Consider the following 18,032-nt stretch of genomic DNA (forward strand, 5'->3'; position numbering starts at 1 on the left):
TCCTGCAGCGGGCGAAGAACCAGATCCATGAACCCCTTTCGGTCGTCGAGGAAGGGTTCGATGACCTCTTCGCCCGCCGGGCACACGGCCAGGCAGTACGCCGCCTTGTAGTTGGCCTTGAAGGACAGGCTCTGCCACATCGACGCGTTCTCGGAATCGGTGACGCGGGAACGGAAGTCGGCGGCGTCCTCGCTGTCGGCGATGGTCTGCACGTAATCGGTGAAGCCGCCCATGAACTCACGGTAGTTGTGCACCGAGCAGGCGACGAAGTCGAACTCGCCGTCCTTTCCGATGGCGCCGACCGGGCATGCCGCGACGCACAGCTTGCACTCCAGACAGGGCGAGTAGTCCAGCGGCTCGCCGTGGGCGCTGACCTCTCCGTCGATCAGAATCGTGGCCAGGAGGATGAAGTTGCCGAAACGCGGGTGAATCACGTTGCGGTGGATGCCCATCACCCCGAGCCCGGAGGCGACGGCGACAGGTTTGTGGGCCACCACCCAGATGCGGCCGGGGAACTTGTCCATCTCCATCGGGAAGGTCGCCGAGGGGTTCAGCGCGCGATGCCCGGCGTCCTGCAGCGTGCGGGTGATCCGGTGCGCGGCCTCGTTGATGATCTCGCCGGTGCGGTGAAACTCCTGGTTGGCGACGCTGCGGGCAGGTGAGCGGACGTTGTCTCGGTTCATCTTCACCACCAGCGAGATGTAGGTCCTGGTCCCGGGCAGGGCGCTCTCGACGTGCTCCCGCTCGGAGGCCAGGGCCGGGTTGTCGACACTCGCGAAGGCCACGTCGTCGGCGCCTGCCCCCAGACACACTTCCCGCAGCCAGTCGGCGTCGATCACTCCTGGCGGTTCCGTCCTTCGGGCCATCATCTTTCGCACGGTCGGGTGTTCGGCCAGGCGCGGTGAGATCTTGCGGGGCGAGCTCATGCGATCTGAGTATAGTCAGCAATACTCAGATGCGTAAAGATGGGCATCCGCCGTCCAGCACGCTTTACGGAATGTCTACGGAATGACTACGGAATGACGGACACAACACCAAGGCACTGTCACTACCTTGGGGACTGTCAGACGACGCATATCAGCGCCTGACCGATCGTCTCGGTTCGAAGCAACGTCCGCTCAGACAAGGGACGGCTAACCAGATCGATTTGGAAGTGATCAACAGTGAAGTACAACAGGTTGAGATTGATGTCGGCGGCCGTCGGCGCGGGCGCACTGATCACCATGGGCACATGTACCGCAGTGCTCGGTACGACGCAGGCGATCGCCGGTGCAGTGGTCCCCGAACACTTTGGCGGACCGGTGAATACGAGCATCGACGATCCGCCGGTAGATCTCGGCATTCCGACGTCGTCGCCGTCGAAAGCGCCGCCGTCGGCGACGGCGGACTTCCGCGCACCGAAGGGCGTGAGCCAACGGGTTCGACCTCCGTTCGGCGGTGGCATCCTGACGCGAGCAACGCGTTAAGACTGCGTACGGTTCCGTCAGGATTGCGTAGAGATCGTGGCCGCGGCGCCTCGCCGCGCGTAGACCGGAGGGTATGAGCGACACGATGCACGAGCCCCGCCGGCGGCGATTGGTCGACGTCGGCCGCACCTGGGGCTCGCTGACCATCTCGCCGAGCCGCTACGGCGTCACCCGCCATCACCTGGTGGTCTACCCGCCGGGCATCTCCGCCGACGAGCGGATGCTGCTGCGGCTGTGGCGATCCTGGCCGATCTGGGGAATGCTGACGTGGCTGGTCATGGAGATGTTCCTGGTTCCCACCATCGGGCCGAACCCTGCGCTGGCGATCTCCACCGGCGTGTGCCTGGGCGCCGGCGCATTGCTCATGACGATGGCGGGAGCCAACCGCACCCGGGTCCGGACGCTGACCGTGGTGCGGATGGCAGGTGTCGTCGACGCCGTCGCCGTCGACAGGTACGCCGAGCTCTACGCGCTGGCCCACGAATTGGCCGACGCCGACCGCACGCTCGCCGCCGGTGAGTTGAGCACCGTCGACCACGAGGCCGTGGTGTGGCGGGTCTACGACCGCCTGGGCACTGCGGTGCGCTCCTAGCTTGGCTAAGCTAGGCCAAGCCGGCGGTTCCGCTGGGATGGTCGTCAATCGACTACGTCAACATCCTGGCGGCAATGGCGGTGGTCAGTGACGGCGGCGAGCCGTGACGATCCAGGCACGCGAGTCGAAGTACACGCCGCCGTCGGTGTCGTGGGCGTCGATGGTTGTGCGTAGCCGCGTGCGTGCTTGCTCGGCCGCCGCGGCGTCGAGGTCGGCAAGGAGGTCGTCGTATTTCAGTAGACGAAGCACGGCATCCAAGGCGGTGGCGCTGTCCGGGCCGTAGTAGACGGGCTCGTGCACGTCGGTGAAGCTGACTTCCGCGAAGCCGGCCGCGGCCAGGATGCCTTCCGTGAGGGTTGGGTCCGCGAGTGAGAACGGGTCCGGACCGCGAGGTGTGGCTGCTGCGCCGGTGAGGGTCTGACGGATCGTGGTGGCCCACTCGTTGCGGTCGCGCTGTTGCCAGACCAACAGCACCAGGCGCGCGGCGGGGCGCAGAGCGCTCCCGATATTGGTGAACGCGGCGACTGGGTCGGCGAAGAACATCGTTCCAAACCTGCTGATGCACAGGTCGAAACGCGTCGGTGGAAAGGGATGGACCTGGGCGTCGGCCTGCTGGAAGGTGATGTTGGCCAGCCCCTCGTCGTCGCTGAGCTGACGGGCCCGTTCGAGCATTGGCGCGGAGGTATCGACGCCTAACGCGCTTCCGGCGGCGGCGGCGCGAGCGGCCTCACGCGTGGACTGGCCCGTGCCACAACCGATGTCGAGCACACGGTCACCAGAGCCGACGCGGGCAGCGTCCCTGAAGAGTTCGTTGTGCAGGCGCAATTCCGCGTCGTAGTCAAACTGGTCGGACATCACCGTCACCGGATCCTCTCGATACCGATTTCGACAGGACGGTCGCAGAGTACGCCTCGCACAACTAGTCCGAGGTGCGACGCGCGTAGGCGCGCAACGCGAATGGCGCCAGCACCGCGGTAAACGCCAGCGACCACACGATGGTGGCCAGCACGGGATGATGTAGCGGCAGTTGCGCCTCCGGTGGCGCGGCGGGCCCGTTGCCCCACAACTCGCGCGTGGCCTGCGCCAGCGACGACACCGGATTCCATTCGGCCGTCACCCGCAGCCACGTGGGCATCGGCCCGGTGGGCGCAAACGTGTTGGCCAGGAACGTGATCGGGAACAATACGGTGAACATCACGCCGTTGACCGCCTCCACCGACCGCATCATCGAGCCGACCAGAATGCCGAACCACACCATCCCGAATCCGAACACCAGGATCAGTGCGAACGCCAGCGCCGCGTCGGCGATGCTTCCGCGGATGCGCCAACCGATGCAGAGCCCGGTGAACGTCATCACGACAATGCCGATCGAGGAGTGAATGAGGCTGGCCACGCTGCGACCGATGAGCACCGACGACCGTCGGATGGGCAGCGACCGGAACCGGTCGACGATGCCCTTCTCGACGTCGGCCGTGATGCCTGCGGCGACGACGAACGCGGTGAAGACGATGGTCTGGGCCATGATGCCGGGCAACAGGAACTCGCGGTAGGTGGCTCCGCCGGTGTTGGCGATCGACGCGCCGAAGACGAACGCGAACAGCAGGACGAACATGATCGGCTGCACCGTCACGTCGCTCAGCATCTCCGGCATGCGCTTGGTGTGGATCATGTTGCGCTTCACCATGATCCAGGACTGCTGGACGATGTTGGTGGGGTGCGTGGCCGGTCGCGACGCTTCGACGGCGGGCTTGGGCGCGACGGTCGTCATGCTGGGATCTCCTCGGTCTCGTCGTCCTCGGCGCGGTGTCCGGTGAGCGAGAGGAACACGTCGTCGAGGCTCGGCCGGGACAAGCCGATGTCGTCGACCTCGATCCGGCTGTCCTGCAGCCAGCCAGCCACCCTGGTCATGTCCGCGATGCCGTCCGCCGTCGCGGTGAGCTGCCGTGCGCCTGCGTCGACGTGCACCTCGACGCCGGTCCTGGCCATCAGCTCGCGCGCGGTGTGCAGATCGGCGGCGTGCGAGACCGTCACCACCAGGCTGGCGTTGCCCGCCTGCTGCTTGAGCTGCAGCGGCGTGCCCTCGGCGATGATGCGGCCCCGGTCCATGACGACTATGTGGTCGGCCAGCTGGTCGGCCTCCTCGAGGTACTGGGTGGTGAGCAGCAGTGTGGTGCCCTGCGCGACCAGGCCGCGCAGCACGTCCCACAGGTCGACGCGGCCGCGCGGGTCAAGGCCGGTGGTGGGCTCGTCGAGGAAGAGCACCGGCGGCGACGCGATCAGGCTGACTGCCACGTCGATGCGCCTGCGCATACCGCCGGAGTACGACTTCACCGGCCGGTCGGCCGCATCGGCGATCGAGAACTGTTCCAGCAGTTGGTCGCCCAGCCGCGCGACGTCGCGACGGCCGATGCCGTAGAGGGCGCCGATCATCCGGATGTTCTCCCGACCGGTCAGCAGCTCGTCGACCGTTGCGGCCTGCCCGGTGAGCCCCATGTTGCTGCGCACCATGGCGGGTTCGGCGCGCACGTCGTAACCGGCGACCCGTGCCGTCCCGCTGGTGGGCACCGTCAGCGTCGTCATCATCCGCACCGTGGTGGTCTTGCCCGCCCCATTGGGCCCGAGCAGGCCCATCACCGTGCCCTGCGGCACGGCGAAGCTCACGCCGTCGACCGCCGTGCTCTCACCGAACCTCTTGACGAGATCGATGGCCTCGATGGCCGGGCCCGTGGTCATCGGTCAACCGTAGCGAGCCACTCCGACGGACGGCCATTGCTTTTCCTGCGCGAGCAGGCGCAAAAGTCCTTCAACACGCCGTGTGGAGGGGCACTTTTGCTGGAGCCGCTTGCGGACTGGTCGCGGGTAGGTCGCGAGCGGGGTTAGGTGACGAGCGCGACCGAGTTGGCCCGGCGCAGCTTGCCCGACGGCGTCTTCGGGATGGTGCCGGGGCCGAGCACCACGACGTTGCGCGGCCGCACGTCGACCTCGGTCACCACCTCGTGGGCGACCTGGTGCTCGATGCGACGCACGTCGGTCGGGTTCTGCCAGGCGTTGGACTCCACCGCAACGGCGAAGGTCTCACGGGAGTGGCCTGCGTCGAGCCGGACGGCGACCGCGCAGCCGGGCCGCACCCCCTCCACACGCCCTGCGGCGCGCTCGATGTCGGTGGGATAGATGTTGCGGCCCGCCATGATGATGACGTCCTTGACGCGACCGCAGACCACGATGTGGCCGTTGTCCATCTGGTAGCCGAGGTCGCCGGTGTCGTACCAGCCGTGCTCATCCTGGGCGGGCAGGAACCCGCCCATCGTGAGGTAGCCGGGAGTGAGGGACTCGCCGCGCAATTCGATGACCCCGACGCCGCGGGCAGGCATCACCTCGCCGGTGTCGTCGACCACGCGGGCCTCGAGATCCGTCAGCAGCGGGCCCAGTGAGGCCAGGCGTCGGGTGTTGCCCTTGGTCGAGGGCACCGCGCGGCGCAGTGCGGCAAGCAGATCCGCGTCGACCTCGTCGACCACCAGCCCGGCGCCGCACTCGGAGAACGACACCGCCAGCGTCGTCTCTGCCATGCCGTAGGCGGGCAGGATGGCCTCGGGCTTCAGCCCGAACGGCTTGCCCGCGTCCAGCAGGTCCTCGACGTCGGCGGGCTCGACCGGCTCGGCGCCCGACAGCGCGAACCGCAGCGTGGACAGATCGAACTGGCCTGGCTGGGCCTGCTTGCGCAACCGCTTGGCGAACAGCGCGTAGGCGAAGTTGGGCGCCGCGGTCATGGTGCCCTTGTACTTGTCGATGAGCTTGGCCCACAGCAGCGTGTCGCGCAGGAAGTCCATCGGCGTGACCTTGACCAGCTCTGCGCCGAAGTACATCGGGATGGTGAGGAAGCCGACCATACCCATGTCGTGGAAGCAGGGCAGCCAGCTGACCATGACGTCCTTGTCGACGTCGTACTGGGCGCCGATGAACATCGCCTCGGCGTTGGAGTGGATGTTGCGGTGGGTGATCTGGACGGCCTTGGGCGATCCAGTAGACCCCGACGTCAATTGCATCAGCGCGAGATCGTCCTCGCTGGTTTCAACGGGGTCGATCGGGTCGGCGGCGAGCAGATCGGTGACGGTGAGGACCTTGATGCCCTTCTCCTCCAGCACCGGGATGGCGACCAGGAAGGGTTCGGAGACGACGACCGCCTTGGCCTCGATCATTCCGATGACGTTCATGGTGTCCTCGGCCCAGACCACCAGGTCGGTGCGCGGGGTGGGCTGGTGCAGCATCGTCAGGCTGGCGCCACGCATCCACAGGCCCTGAGCGGTCGGGGCGATCTCCACCGGGAAGCCGGCCAGCACGCCGACCGCGTCGCCGTGTCCGACGCCTGCAGCGGCAAGACCGCCTGCGATGCGGCGGGCCCGCTCGTGAACCTCGCCCCAGGTCTGACGGATCGGCTCGTGCGGCTCACCGGTGACCATCCCCGTCGTCACCGTCCGGGCGTTGCGGTACATCTTGTCGGTAAATCTGCTCACGACGACCTCCTGGGTTCAGGCGCCACTGCCCGGTATTCCATGCTCCGCCAGCTGGTGGGCGCTTTCGAGAAGGCGCGCACACACGATTCGGGAGCGGTTTTATTTCGAAAGGGTGATGCCTGCGATAGCCCAGCCAACCAGGAAGTGGTTGCCCAGGGGAAATCCAGCCGGTCGGCGCTAGCGCTGCGAATTCGCCCATCGAGACGTCCGATGGGAGAAGCTGGCGCGTGGGACGCGTGACCGTAGCTTTCACCGTTGATCATCTTAAGAGACTCTTAAGTAACTGCCAAACCAACGCCCGAATTGAGGTGTGGGTCACACTTCCTAGGTGTGCGCGGACGGCGTCGGCACTACGCGGGCGCCGTGCACCGGGCCGCTGGCCGCCCTGACCGTCCGGCAGACGCCCGCTCCGGCCAGCTCCACCCCGACGTCGATCGCCGAGGACGCCGACGCGCACAGGAACGCGCACGTGGGCCCCGAGCCCGACACCATGCCTGCGAGTGCCCCCGCGTCCTCGCCTGCCCGCAGCGTGCGGCGCAGCCCCGAATCCAGGCTCAGCGCCGCCGGTTGCAGGTCGTTGCCCAGCAACGGCGCCAACTGCGCGGCGTCCCCCGAGGCGAGCGCCGCCAGCAGCGGCTCGGGCTCCCCGAGCCGGGGCGTCTCGCCGCGGCCGGGGTTCGCGCGCAACCGGTCGATCTCGGCGAACACCTTCGGCGTCGACAGCCCGCGCTTGCCGAAGGCGAGCACCCAGTGGAACGTGTTGCGGGCCAACACCGTAGCCAGCTGCTCGCCGCGACCGGTGCCAAGAGCCGTGCCACCGTGCAGGGCGAAGGGCACGTCGCTGCCCAGCTCGGCGGCCAGCGCATGCAAATCGCGCCGCGGCACCCCGAGTTCCCACAGCGCGTTGATGGCGACCAGCACCGCGGCGGCGTCGGCGCTGCCGCCGGCCATCCCGCCTGCGACCGGAATCGACTTCTCGACCGAGATCGCCACGTCCGGCGCGCGCCCGACGTGCTCGGCCAGCACCTCCGCGGCCCGCCACGCCAGGTTGCGCTGATCCGTTGGCAGCGATTCGACGCCCTCACCGGATGCTTCCAACGACAACACGTCCGCGTTGCGGACCGTAATCTCGTCGAAGAGCGATACGGCGTGGAAGACGGTGGTCAGTTCGTGGTAACCGTCGTCACGCAGGTCGCCGACGGCCAGGAAGAGGTTGACTTTGCCGGGCACGCGCACCGTGACGGACCCCGTCGGCACCCATTCGGACGCGGCATTTCCATCAGAGGACGGCACGTCACGACATTATCGCCGCGACGACGCGGACAAGTACGAAGTGGTGAGATACCCCTCGTTGATCCCGCCGCTCGGCACCAGCTTTTCGGACACCGGAGGACTACCACGCTAGTGTTTGCTCAGAAGGTGTGTCAAGGATCACTCAAACGGTTGCGCTCGCCGGGTGCCGAACCCGGCCGGACCCTAGTCTGAGAGCATGCTCGTGCCCGAGGATCGCTACGAGGATTACGTGATCGACGGTGTCGTTGGCCACGGCGGATCCGCGACGATCTACCGGGCCCACGACAGGTCGGCGCCCGATCGCCCCGTGGCGCTCAAGGTGCTCGACCCGCGACACCGCGACCCCGTCTGGGTGGACCGTCTTCAGCGCGAGTTCGGATTTGCCAGCCGCCTGGATCACCCCCATGTGGTGACGATGTACGAACGTGGCCGGGAATGGCTGGCCATGCAACTCGTCGGTGGTGGCGTCTCGAAGAACCTCACCACCATGCGGGACCGGCTCACCGCGCTCGCCGACGTGGCATCCGCACTCGACTACGCTCACGTGAACGGGATCGTGCACTGTGACGTGAAGCCGACGAACATCCTTGTCTTCGAGGATTTCTCGCACGGCGGTGCGGTGCTGATCGACTTCGGCGCGGCCCGCTCGCTGGCCGAGGACGCCCACCACCGGCCGACCCACATCGAGGCATCGCTGCCCTACGCCGCTCCCGAGCTGCTCCACGGGAGGGCCCCGTCGGCAGCGGCCGACGAATACGCGCTGGCGTGCACTGCCGTCGAACTACTCACCGGCGCACCGCCTTTCATCGCGACCACATCGATCGCACTGATCGACGATCATCTGAACCGGCCGGTCCCCCGCTACTCGCGCCACATCGATTGGATTCCACACGCTTTCGACTCCATTCTGGCCAAGGCGATGGCCAAGGATCCGGACCTGCGCTACGACACCTGTTCGGAGTTCGTCAGGCTGCTCACCAGAGCACTGAGCTGACGTCGCACAGGGTCACGTAACTCAACATTTACTCTCCCCGAGTTTCGGGCTCGGCAACACGTGGTTAGCGTCGGTCAATGACCGCGACCAAGTACGACACGTCGGCCCTCGCACACGAGGAAGAGGGTTACCACGAGGGCCTAAAACCGCGGCAGCTGCAGATGATTGCCATCGGCACCGGGCTGCGCTGATCAACGTCGTGGCGCTGATCACCTTCCTGGCCGTCGGCATCGTCTTCCTGGCCGGCTGGTTCACCGTCGAAGGGCAGAGCACCGGCATATCCGTCATCGCCGACAACGGCGGCATCCTGCCGACTGGGATATTGCAACTGGTGATCATCACGTCCGGCGTCATATTCGCCTACGCCGCAGTCGAATTGGGGGGCACTGCGGCAGGCGAAACCGCGAATCCGGCGAAGGTGATGCCGAAGGCCATCAACTCTACTGGAACCTGGTCGCGCTCCTGGTGATCGTGCCCGCGTTGATCGCAGGCTGGTACGCCGTGCGTCCGCGCGTGCTTGAGATGGCGCGAGAACGCGTTGGCTACACCGGCAACTACCCCGTCGTCGCCGAGACACCGCTCATGGACGAACTGCTCGACAAGGACGCGCGGGCAACCCGAACGACCAAGAAGGCCGACACCGAGCAAGTGTCAGTAGGTGCGGATCTGATTCGCTTGTTGCGGCGTATCGGAATCCGCCTGCCCTGAGCGCTGCAGCAGGCGGACGAAGTCGGCGATGCCGAGCGTCTCACCGCGACGGGACGGGTCGATGCTGGCCGACAGCAGCCGCTCGGCCGACTCGTTGCCGGACCCCGCCCACTCCGCGAACGCGTTGCGCGAGGTCTTACGCCGTTGCGCGAACGCGATGTCGATGAGCGAGAACACCTTGTCGCGGAACGTGCCCTCGGTGGGCCACGGCGAGCTCTCGTAGCGGTCGATGCGCACCAGCCCGGAGTACACCCGTGGGATCGGCCAGAAGACCGTCGGCGAGACCATGCCGTAGCGCCGGACGTTGCCGTAGAAGCGCACCTTCGCGCTGGGTACGCCGTAGTCCTTGCCGCCGGGCTCGGCGGCCAGCCGTTCGGCGACCTCGGCCTGCACCATGACCAAAACGGTGCGGATCGACGGGAACTCGGCCATCAGGTGCAGCAGGGCAGGCACGGCGACGTTGTATGGCAGGTTCGCCACCAGCGCCGTCGGCTGATCCTCCATGTCGGCGTGGGTGAACGTCAGGATGTCGCGGTGCAGCACCACGAGCCTGCCGATCTCGCTGTGGGAGTGCTCGGCGACCGTCTGTGGCAGCTGACGCGCGAGCACAGGGTCGATCTCGACGGCGGTCACCCGCGACCCGCGGTCCAGCAGCGCCAGCGTCAGCGACCCGAGACCGGGGCCGACCTCGAGGACGTGGTCGTTGCGGTTGACCCCGGATGCCGACACGATGCGGCGCACGGTGTTGGCGTCATGAACGAAGTTCTGGCCGAACGCCTTCCGCGGTCGGAAGTCCAATTCCTTGGCTAGATGTCTGATCTCGGTGCGACCGAGGAGCCGAATCGTCAGCGTGCACCCACTCTCCCACTACACACAGGCCAGGCGCCCCATCCTTGGCGCGCCCGGGTTACCTCAGCTATCGCGATCTGCTCTTCCTTGGTTGCCAGATCGGCTCTCGGAGCATACCGCAAACCGCCCTGTCGTTCCCAAGTGTTCTGATCAAACTGGACGCCTCCGTAAAAACCGTTGCCAGTGTTTATAGCCCAATTACCTCCCGCTTCGCAGTGGGATAGCGCGTCCCAGGTGGCTACGTCGTTCACTTGGGGCACCTCGGTGCCGGGCTTGGCGCCCACCCGGAGCACCGCGTCGCGGGCCGGATTGATCACGACATTGGCTACTGGCAACCTACTGGTCTCAACTCCATTGAGGTATGCCACCGCAAAGGTGACGTCCTGGACACCCGGCGTACCGGGGTCATCGACGATCTGCCGGCTCATGTTCAGGGTGGGATCGGGGATCCGCTTGTTGTCGGGTGCCAGCGGCATCCGTTGGGTGGTCTTCTCGATGCGCACGCGCGTCACCTGGATCTGCATGCCGTCGACGACGGGCGAAGACGCGACCGGCACCACGGTGTCGCTCTGCAGCAGCGGGGCACCCGCCGCCTCAAGCAAACCGGCGACGTTAGCCGCGGCCAACTTGACGGTCCGCATCGTTCCGGCATCGTTGATCTGCACGGTCCGTGGGCTCACCACCGGTAGCGACATGCCCCCCAGCGGCACCCGGCTGCCGCGGGAGGCCGCCGCAGGTGCGGTGTCCGACATCGACAGCTGTGTGAGGGCCTCGGACACGGTTGACGCGGTGGTCCAGACCTGACGGCTGTCGTGACCGTCCAGCGAGATCTGCAACGGGCGACTGCGGCGCAGCACGATGGTGTCGGACTGGTGCACGTCCGCGTCACCCGCGGGGTACAGGTCGTCGCGCTCACCGACGTCGAACCCGTACTCCTTCACCACGTCGATGACGTGGGATTTCATCGTCGGCACGGTCATCGACGCCCCGTCGACCGTCAGTGTGACGGTCTTGTGCGCCGAGACGGCGTAGCCGCCGGCGTAGACCAGCGTGGCGAGCAAAGCGCCGATGAGTAGCCGCAACATGGGCGAGCGCGTGTCATGAAGTCTGTGCAAGGCGTTCAACAGTGTCTATCCCGACTATGAGGGCAGCGTGAAGCACCTCCGCGCCGACCATTCGATTACAGGACGGTAACGAAGGCCCCTGGTGGGGGCAACTCGCGTCAGCGACCGATTCCGTAGGTTCTCATGGCGTTCTCCGATGTCAGGTGAGCAACATCACTCGCCGATCGGTCCACGACCTCGGCCAATGCCCGCACGGTGTAGGGCAGGCAGTACGGCTCATTCGGTGCGCCACGGTACGGATGTGGGGTCAGGAACGGGGCGTCGGTCTCGACGAGCAGCTGCCCTGGCGGGATCAGCCGGGCCGCGTCGCGCAGTGCCGACGCGTTCTTGAAGCTGACCGTGCCGGACAGGCTGAGCAGCCACCCCGAGTCGACGCAGACCCTGGCCATCTCCGGCCCCGACGAGAAGCAGTGGAAGATCACCGCGTCGGGGGCGCCCTTGGCGCGCAGCACGTCGAGCACCTCGGCGTCGGCGTCGCGGTTGTGGATCATCAGCGGCTTGCCCGTGCGCTTGGCCAGATCGATGTGCCACGCGAACGCCTCGCGCTGCTGGGCCGGGTCCGCGCAACCGTCGAGCTTCCCCGGCCAGTACATGTCCATCCCGGTCTCCCCGATCGCGACCACGCGCGGGTGCCCGGCCAGCCGCTCGATGACGGTCTTGGCCTCGTCGGTGAGCGCGTTGGCGCGCGTCGGGTGGAGCGCCACCGCGGCGTACACGCGGGGATCCCAGTCGGCCGCCCGTGTCGCCCACTGCGCCGAGGCCAGGTCGTCGGCGATCGTGACGACGGCCCGAACTCCCACCGCCTCGGCGCGGTCCAGGATCGCGTGGACGTCGTCAGCGTCGGACGCGCCGCACGCGTCGAGGTGGGTGTGCGCGTCGATCAGCGGGGTCAGCGGCTCGGGAGCGGGCGGCGCCGGACGGGAACGGCTCACCGCCACACAATAAGGTGAGGACAAATGGCTAGAAATATCCCCGGGGCGCAAGCGCCCACCCCAGGCGTGCCGTACTACATCACCACAGCCATCGCCTATCCCAATGGTGACCCGCACATCGGCCATGCCTACGAGTACATCGCCACCGACGCCATCGCGCGGTTCAAGCGGCTGGACGGGTTCGACGTGCGCTACCTCACCGGTACCGACGTCCACGGGCTCAAGATGGCCGAGACGGCCGCGGCCGAGGGCATTCCGACCGCGGAGCTGGCGCATCGCAATTCCGACGTGTTCGAGCGGCTGCAGGAGAAGCTGAACGTCTCCTTCGACCGGTTCATCCGCACCTCGGACGCCGACCACTACGAGGCCTCCAAGGAGATCTGGCGCCGGATGAACGCGTCCGGCGACATCTACCTCGACATCTACGCGGGCTGGTACTCGGTGCGCGACGAGGGCTTCGTCACCGAAGCCGAGACCAGCGTCGGCCCCGACGGGGTCCGCGTCGCCACCGAAACCGGGGCCCCGGTGACGTGGACCGAGGAGGAGACCTACTTCTTCCGACTGTCGGCCTATACCGACAAGTTGCTGGCGCACTACGAGGCGCACCCGGAGTTCATCGGGCCCAACGTGCGACGCAACGAGGTGGTCAGTTTCGTCTCCGGTGGGCTGCACGACTTCTCGATCTCGCGGACGACGTTCGATTGGGGCGTGCCGGTGCCCGATCACCCCGATCACGTCATGTACGTGTGGGTCGATGCGCTGACGAACTACCTGACCGGCGTCGGGTTCCCCGACACGGATTCCGAACTGTTCAAGCGCTTCTGGCCTGCCGACCTGCACATGGTCGGCAAGGACATCATCCGGTTCCACACCGTGTACTGGCCGGCATTTCTGTTGTCGGCCGGAATCGAGTTGCCCAAACGGGTTTTCGTGCACGGCTTCCTGCTGAACAGCGGCGCGAAGATGAGCAAGTCGGTAGGCAACGTGGTCGACCCCAACGCGTTGATCGACGCCTTCGGGTTGGACCAGGTGCGCTACTTCCTGCTGCGTGAGGTGCCGTTCGGACAGGACGGCAGCTACAGCGAGGACGCGATCATCGCCCGCATCAACGCCGACCTGGCCAACGAGCTGGGCAACCTGGCGCAGCGCTCGCTGTCGATGGTCGCCAAGAACCTCGGCGGAATCGTCCCGCAGCCGGGCGCGTTCGTCGAGCAAGACACGAAGCTGCTCGACGCCGCCGACGGGTTGTTGGAGCGGGTGCGTGACCATTTCGACGCGTGCGCCATGCATCTGGGGCTGGAAGCGATCTGGTCGGTACTCGGCATGGCCAATCGATACTTCTCGGCCGAGCAGCCGTGGGTGCTTGCGAAGCTCCCGTCAGAGTCGGACCAGGAACGGTTCCGGACGGTGCTGTACACGACGCTGGAGACGGTGCGCATTGCGGCGCTGCTGAGCCAGCCGGTGATGCCCGAGTCGATGGGCAAGCTGCTCGACCTGCTCGGCCAACCAGCCGACCAGCGGATGTTCGCGGCGATTGCGACGCGGATCGAGCCAGGCACGGCGCTGCCGAAGCCCGAGGGAGTGTTCCCCCGCTACCAGGTGGAGTGACGGGCGTCACGCCGTGTCACTTTTCGACGGTCGGCGGTGTCTTGAGGGCATGACCAACAACAACGCAACCACCACCACCAAGGTCGTCGTCATCGGCGGCGGGTACGCCGGGACAGTGGCCGCCAACCATCTGCGGATGCGGGGCGAGGTACACATCACCCTGGTCAACCCGCGCCCGCGGTTCGTCGAGCGGATCCGGCTGCACCAGCTCGTGGCAGGCACCGGCGATGCCACCGTCGACTACGGCACCCTGCTCGGCGCGGGCATCCAACTCGTCGTCGACACCGCCAGCCGGATCGACACCGCCGCCCGCAAGGTGCATCTTGGCTCGGGCCGCGCGCTGGACTACGACTACGTCGTCTACGCGGTCGGCAGCACCGGCGCTGTCCCGGCGTCAGTGCCAGGAGCCGCCGAATTCGCCTATCCCATAGCCGAACTGGAACAGGCGCAGCGCCTGCGGGCAGCCGTCGATGAACTGCACCCCGACGCGCCGATCACGATCGTCGGTGCCGGGCTGACCGGACTCGAGGCGGCCACCGAGCTCGCCGAGCAGGGCCGCAGAGTCACGCTGGTCTGTGGCGGGCAATTGGCGCCGTCGCTGTCCGAGCCCGGCCGTCGCTCGGTCGCGAAGGTGCTGGCCAAGCTGAAGGTCGCCGTGCTGGAGACCGACGTGGTGACGGAGGTCCGCCAGGATTCGGTGGTGTTCGCCGATGGCGCCGTGCGCCCCAGTGCGCTCACCATCTGGACCGCGGGCTTCGGCGTGCCGGACCTGGCTGCCGCCAGCGGTCTGCGCACCGACGTGATGGGCCGGCTACTCACCGACGAGACGCTGACCAGCGTGGACGATGCCCGCATCGTCGCCGCCGGTGACAGTGCCGCCCCGTCCGGCCAGCCGCTGCGGATGAGCTGCCAGGCCGCGGGGCCGCTCGGCACCCAGGCCGCCAACACGGTGCTGAGCCGCATCGCGGGCACCGCGCCCGCGGTCATCGACCAGGCGTTCACCGGCTCGTGCATCAGCCTGGGCCGCCGCGCGGCCACGGTCCAGTTGGCCCGCAAGGACGACAGCCCGGTCGGCTACTACATCGGCGGACGGATCGGCGCCTCCGTGAAGGAGGCGGTCTGCAAGGGCACACTGTGGGCGATCCGTCGTGAAGCCCGCAAGCCCGGCTCCTACTTCTGGTTCAAGGGCGGCGAGCGTCCGTCGCAGCCTGCTCGTGCTCCGAAGGTGGTCCAGAACAAGTGACCGTTTCCGAACACGCCGAGCGGTTCACCCACTTGCGGCCGCTGCTGTTCACGATCGTCTACGAAATACTCGGCTCGGCAACCGAATCCGACGACGTGCTGCAGGACAGTTATCTGCGCTGGGCCGACGTCGACCTCGCGACGGTGCGCGACACCAAGTCGTATCTGGCTCAGCTGGTGACCCGCCAGGCGCTCAATGCGCTGCGGGCGGGCGCCCGCCGTCGCGAGGACTACATCGGTCCGTGGCTGCCCGAGCCGTTGCTGCTCGACGCCAAGGATGCCTCGACCGACGTGGTGCTCGCCGAGTCGGTGTCGATGGCGATGCTCGTGCTGCTCGAGACGCTCACCCCCGACGAGCGGGCGGTGTTCGTCCTGCGCGAGGTGTTCGGCTTCGACTACGACGAAATCGCCGGGGCGGTGGGCAAATCCGCGGCGGCGGTGCGTCAGGTGGCGCACCGCGCCAGGGAACACGTTCAGGCACGGCGGAAGCGGTTCGAACCCATGGACGCGACCAGAACCGCAGAGATCACCGAACAGTTCATGACCGCGGCCGCCACCGGCGACATGGAGGGCCTGCTCTCGATGCTGGCGCCGGACGCGACCTGGACCGCCGACAGCGACGGCAAGGCCAGCGCGGCACGCCGGCCGGTGGTGGGTGCGGACAAGGTGGCCAAGGCGATCATCGGCATCTTCCGGCTCGGACAGAAACTGCCAGACGTGCGGATCGAGACGGCGGTGTACAACAGCGCACCGGCGGTGATCGTCTACAGCGGCGATCATCTCGAGGGCGTCTTCCTAGTCGAGATCACCGACGGCAAGATCACGCACTTCTACGCCATGCGCAACCCGGAGAAGCTCGCTGGCGTCAAGGTCGTTCGCGAGATCTCGCGGTAGGCATGACACGCTAGGACGATGCGCGTCGAGCGAATCGCCGGGCTGGGGCGGGCACCGTCGGTGCTGAGGGCCCTGGCGTCGGCGACGGCGCTGCGCGGGCTGCCTCCCCCGGCCGCCCTGACCGGCGACTGGTTCGGATCGCGTGCGGTGATCGTGCCGAGTGTCGCGATCGAACCGGTCGGCGTCGGCGACGTCTTCGACACCGCACCGGGATCACCCGGTGACACGGTAGGTGGTGGGTGGATCGGGTATCTGTCCTATCCCGACGCCGGTGCCGACGGCGGTGGCCCGCGGATCCCGGAGGCCGCTGGCGGCTGGACGGACGACGTGCTGCGTCAGGCCGCCGACGGAACCTGGTGGTACGAAAGCCTTTCCGGTAAGCCCGCACCGTCCTGGCTGGCCGGCGCATTGACCGCCGACGTGCCGCGGTCGTCCTGCCACGTCGACTGGGGCCACGCCGACCGCGTCGCCCACCACGCCGGGGTGCTGGCGTGCCTCGAGGCGATCGCCGCGGGTGAGGTGTACCAGGCCTGCGTGTGCACGCAGTTCGTCGGCACGGTCACCGGCGCGCCGGTCGACTTCTTCGCCGAGGCGGTCGCGCGCACCGCACCCGCCCGCGCGGCGTTCGTCGCCGGCGGCTGGGGCGCAGTGGCGTCGCTGTCGCCCGAACTCTTCCTGCGCCGCGTCGGCGACGCCGTCGACTCGAGTCCGATCAAGGGCACGCTGCCACTCGACGAGTCACCGTCGGCGCTGCGCGCGTCGGTCAAGGACGTCGCCGAGAACATCATGATCGTCGACCTGGTCCGCAACGACCTCGGCCGGGTCGCGGTCACCGGCAGCGTCACCGTGCCCGAACTGCTGGCCGTGCGTCCTGCACCCGGCGTGTGGCACCTGGTGTCGACCGTCTCCGCGCGCGTCGACACCGCCGTGCCCATGACCGCCGTGCTCGACGCCATGTTTCCCCCCGCCTCGGTCACCGGAACGCCGAAGGCAAGAGCCCGCCAGCTGCTGTCGACATGGGAGCCGGCGCGACGCGGAATCTATTGCGGAACGGTCGGTTTGGCGTCGCCCATCGCCGGCACCGAGCTCAACGTGGCGATCCGCACCGTCGAGTTCGACGGGACCGGGCGCGCAGTACTCGGCGTCGGTGGCGGCATCACCGCCGACTCAGAACCGGACGCGGAGTGGCAGGAGTGCCTGCACAAGGCGGCCCCGATCATCGGGAGTACAGCTGGCATCGGTCGACGAGTATCTGGGCCAGGCATTCCGGCTCGCTGACCATCAACCCGTGGCAGGTGTTGATCGGAATGATTGTCTGCACACCACCGATTGCCTTGATGCTCTCGTGTTGCTCCTTGGCCGGATGAGCGCGGTCACGCAAGGTCAGAATCCAGGTGCGCGGGACCTCGTCAGGCACATCGCGGCTGGACACTTTCTCCGCCGGGATTCGTGAGGAGTCCGGGTAGAGCCGACCCGCCATGAATCGGCGCCGTGCGTGCGGGACGCCGTTGAAGAACATGAAATTCGCGATGCCCTTCCCCAACTCCTTGGGCACGCCCTTCTTGGCGCTGCGGCGGGCGATCAAGGCGATCGGCCCGGCGACCACGTCCACCATCGCAGCGCCTTCGGGCGGAACGCACGCTGCCGCAAGGATCATTTCGCGAACGCGCGACGCTCCTAACTTGGTGACCGCACCCGGAACCGTGAGGCCAGCCATGGAATGACCGACGATGACGATCTCGTTCAGCCCGGCATCGTCGATGTCGGCGACGACGGAGTTCACCCAGTCGGCGATGGTCAGCGTCCAAAGATCGCCGGG

Annotated in this window: 18 protein-coding genes and 1 pseudogene; 9 read left to right on the top strand and 10 right to left on the bottom strand. The window is 67.3% G+C overall.

What is annotated here, in order from left to right; translation table 11 throughout:
- The coding region (locus tag QOC69_RS12385) for a 4Fe-4S binding protein (protein ID WP_526439813.1) at nucleotides 1-926 on the bottom strand (926 nt) is incomplete at its 3' end.
- Between the two features lie 261 nt (nucleotides 927-1,187).
- Between QOC69_RS12385 and QOC69_RS12390 the strand changes: the two genes are divergently transcribed.
- Nucleotides 1,188-1,466, top strand: a complete 279-nt coding sequence (locus QOC69_RS12390; RefSeq protein WP_526439815.1) for a hypothetical protein — start codon at nucleotides 1,188-1,190, stop codon at nucleotides 1,464-1,466.
- Between the two features lie 73 nt (nucleotides 1,467-1,539).
- Nucleotides 1,540-2,058 (top strand): DUF6611 family protein, encoded by a 519-nt coding sequence (locus tag QOC69_RS12395; protein WP_526439817.1) that lies wholly within the window; start codon nucleotides 1,540-1,542, stop codon nucleotides 2,056-2,058.
- 84 nt (nucleotides 2,059-2,142) lie between these two features.
- Here the strand turns inward: QOC69_RS12395 and QOC69_RS12400 are convergent, their stop codons facing one another.
- From QOC69_RS12400 to QOC69_RS12420, 5 genes are all read right to left on the bottom strand, one after another.
- Nucleotides 2,143-2,913, bottom strand: a complete 771-nt coding sequence (locus QOC69_RS12400) for a class I SAM-dependent methyltransferase (protein ID WP_526439819.1) — start codon at nucleotides 2,911-2,913, stop codon at nucleotides 2,143-2,145.
- Nucleotides 2,914-2,977: 64 nt separating this feature from the next.
- Nucleotides 2,978-3,826 (bottom strand): ABC transporter permease, encoded by an 849-nt coding sequence (locus QOC69_RS12405; protein ID WP_526439821.1) that lies wholly within the window; start codon nucleotides 3,824-3,826, stop codon nucleotides 2,978-2,980.
- On the bottom strand, nucleotides 3,823-4,791 hold the full coding sequence (locus tag QOC69_RS12410) for an efflux ABC transporter ATPase subunit, DrrA-related (protein ID WP_526439823.1): 969 nt from the start codon (nucleotides 4,789-4,791) through the stop codon (nucleotides 3,823-3,825). Before QOC69_RS12410 ends, QOC69_RS12405 begins: the two co-directional genes overlap by 4 nt.
- A gap of 143 nt (nucleotides 4,792-4,934) precedes the next feature.
- The gene (locus tag QOC69_RS12415) at nucleotides 4,935-6,569 is read right to left on the bottom strand and encodes a fatty acyl-AMP ligase (protein ID WP_526439825.1); all 1,635 of its coding nucleotides are present in this window, start codon (nucleotides 6,567-6,569) and stop codon (nucleotides 4,935-4,937) included.
- 324 nt (nucleotides 6,570-6,893) lie between these two features.
- A complete protein-coding gene (locus tag QOC69_RS12420; RefSeq protein ID WP_526439827.1) occupies nucleotides 6,894-7,862 on the bottom strand; it encodes a 4-(cytidine 5'-diphospho)-2-C-methyl-D-erythritol kinase in 969 nt (322 codons plus the stop codon).
- A 196-nt stretch (nucleotides 7,863-8,058) separates the two neighbouring features.
- Here QOC69_RS12420 and QOC69_RS12425 point away from each other — a divergent pair, with 196 nt between their 5' ends.
- The 3 genes and pseudogenes from QOC69_RS12425 to QOC69_RS12435 all read left to right on the top strand — a co-directional run bounded on the left by QOC69_RS12425 (nucleotide 8,059) and on the right by QOC69_RS12435 (nucleotide 9,564).
- The gene (locus QOC69_RS12425) at nucleotides 8,059-8,856 is read left to right on the top strand and encodes a serine/threonine-protein kinase (protein ID WP_526439829.1); all 798 of its coding nucleotides are present in this window, start codon (nucleotides 8,059-8,061) and stop codon (nucleotides 8,854-8,856) included.
- A gap of 181 nt (nucleotides 8,857-9,037) precedes the next feature.
- A pseudogene (locus tag QOC69_RS12430) lies at nucleotides 9,038-9,298 on the top strand (amino acid permease); the annotation flags it as partial.
- Between the two features lie 29 nt (nucleotides 9,299-9,327).
- Entirely contained in the window at nucleotides 9,328-9,564 is a 237-nt protein-coding gene (locus QOC69_RS12435; protein WP_526439832.1) for a hypothetical protein, read from the top strand.
- On the opposite strand, the gene rsmA is transcribed toward QOC69_RS12435, so the two are convergent.
- The 3 genes from rsmA to QOC69_RS12450 all read right to left on the bottom strand — a co-directional run bounded on the left by rsmA (nucleotide 9,508) and on the right by QOC69_RS12450 (nucleotide 12,469).
- On the bottom strand, nucleotides 9,508-10,413 hold the full coding sequence (gene rsmA / locus QOC69_RS12440; protein WP_526439848.1) for a 16S rRNA (adenine(1518)-N(6)/adenine(1519)-N(6))-dimethyltransferase RsmA: 906 nt from the start codon (nucleotides 10,411-10,413) through the stop codon (nucleotides 9,508-9,510). The genes QOC69_RS12435 and rsmA overlap by 57 nt on opposite strands.
- A complete protein-coding gene (locus tag QOC69_RS12445; RefSeq protein WP_526439834.1) occupies nucleotides 10,410-11,537 on the bottom strand; it encodes a transglycosylase family protein in 1,128 nt (375 codons plus the stop codon). The genes rsmA and QOC69_RS12445 overlap by 4 nt, the downstream gene beginning before the upstream one ends.
- Before the next feature lie 98 nt (nucleotides 11,538-11,635).
- Nucleotides 11,636-12,469, bottom strand: coding sequence for a TatD family hydrolase (locus QOC69_RS12450; protein ID WP_526439836.1), 834 nt, complete (start codon nucleotides 12,467-12,469; stop codon nucleotides 11,636-11,638).
- 24 nt (nucleotides 12,470-12,493) lie between these two features.
- On the opposite strand from QOC69_RS12450, the gene metG reads away from it, so the two are divergent.
- Genes metG through QOC69_RS12470 form a run of 4 tightly spaced genes read left to right on the top strand, consistent with a single transcriptional unit; the run spans nucleotide 12,494 to nucleotide 17,491 of the window.
- Nucleotides 12,494-14,077: a methionine--tRNA ligase gene (gene metG, locus QOC69_RS12455; protein ID WP_526439838.1), complete on the top strand. Its 1,584-nt coding sequence runs from the start codon at nucleotides 12,494-12,496 to the stop codon at nucleotides 14,075-14,077.
- 49 nt (nucleotides 14,078-14,126) lie between these two features.
- The gene (locus tag QOC69_RS12460) at nucleotides 14,127-15,320 is read left to right on the top strand and encodes an NAD(P)/FAD-dependent oxidoreductase (RefSeq protein ID WP_526439840.1); all 1,194 of its coding nucleotides are present in this window, start codon (nucleotides 14,127-14,129) and stop codon (nucleotides 15,318-15,320) included.
- Nucleotides 15,317-16,213 (top strand): RNA polymerase sigma-70 factor, encoded by an 897-nt coding sequence (locus tag QOC69_RS12465; RefSeq protein ID WP_526439842.1) that lies wholly within the window; start codon nucleotides 15,317-15,319, stop codon nucleotides 16,211-16,213. Before QOC69_RS12460 ends, QOC69_RS12465 begins: the two co-directional genes overlap by 4 nt.
- Nucleotides 16,214-16,231: 18 nt before the next feature.
- Nucleotides 16,232-17,491, top strand: coding sequence for an aminodeoxychorismate synthase component I (locus QOC69_RS12470; RefSeq protein ID WP_526439844.1), 1,260 nt, complete (start codon nucleotides 16,232-16,234; stop codon nucleotides 17,489-17,491).
- Here QOC69_RS12470 and QOC69_RS12475 read toward each other — a convergent pair.
- On the bottom strand, nucleotides 17,430-18,032 hold a 603-nt coding region (locus tag QOC69_RS12475), incomplete at its 5' end, for an alpha/beta fold hydrolase (RefSeq protein WP_526439846.1). The two genes, QOC69_RS12470 and QOC69_RS12475, sit on opposite strands and share 62 nt — an antisense overlap.

This window comes from Mycobacterium sp., from assembly GCF_032162105.1.
Taxonomy (GTDB): Bacteria; Actinomycetota; Actinomycetes; order Mycobacteriales; family Mycobacteriaceae; genus Mycobacterium.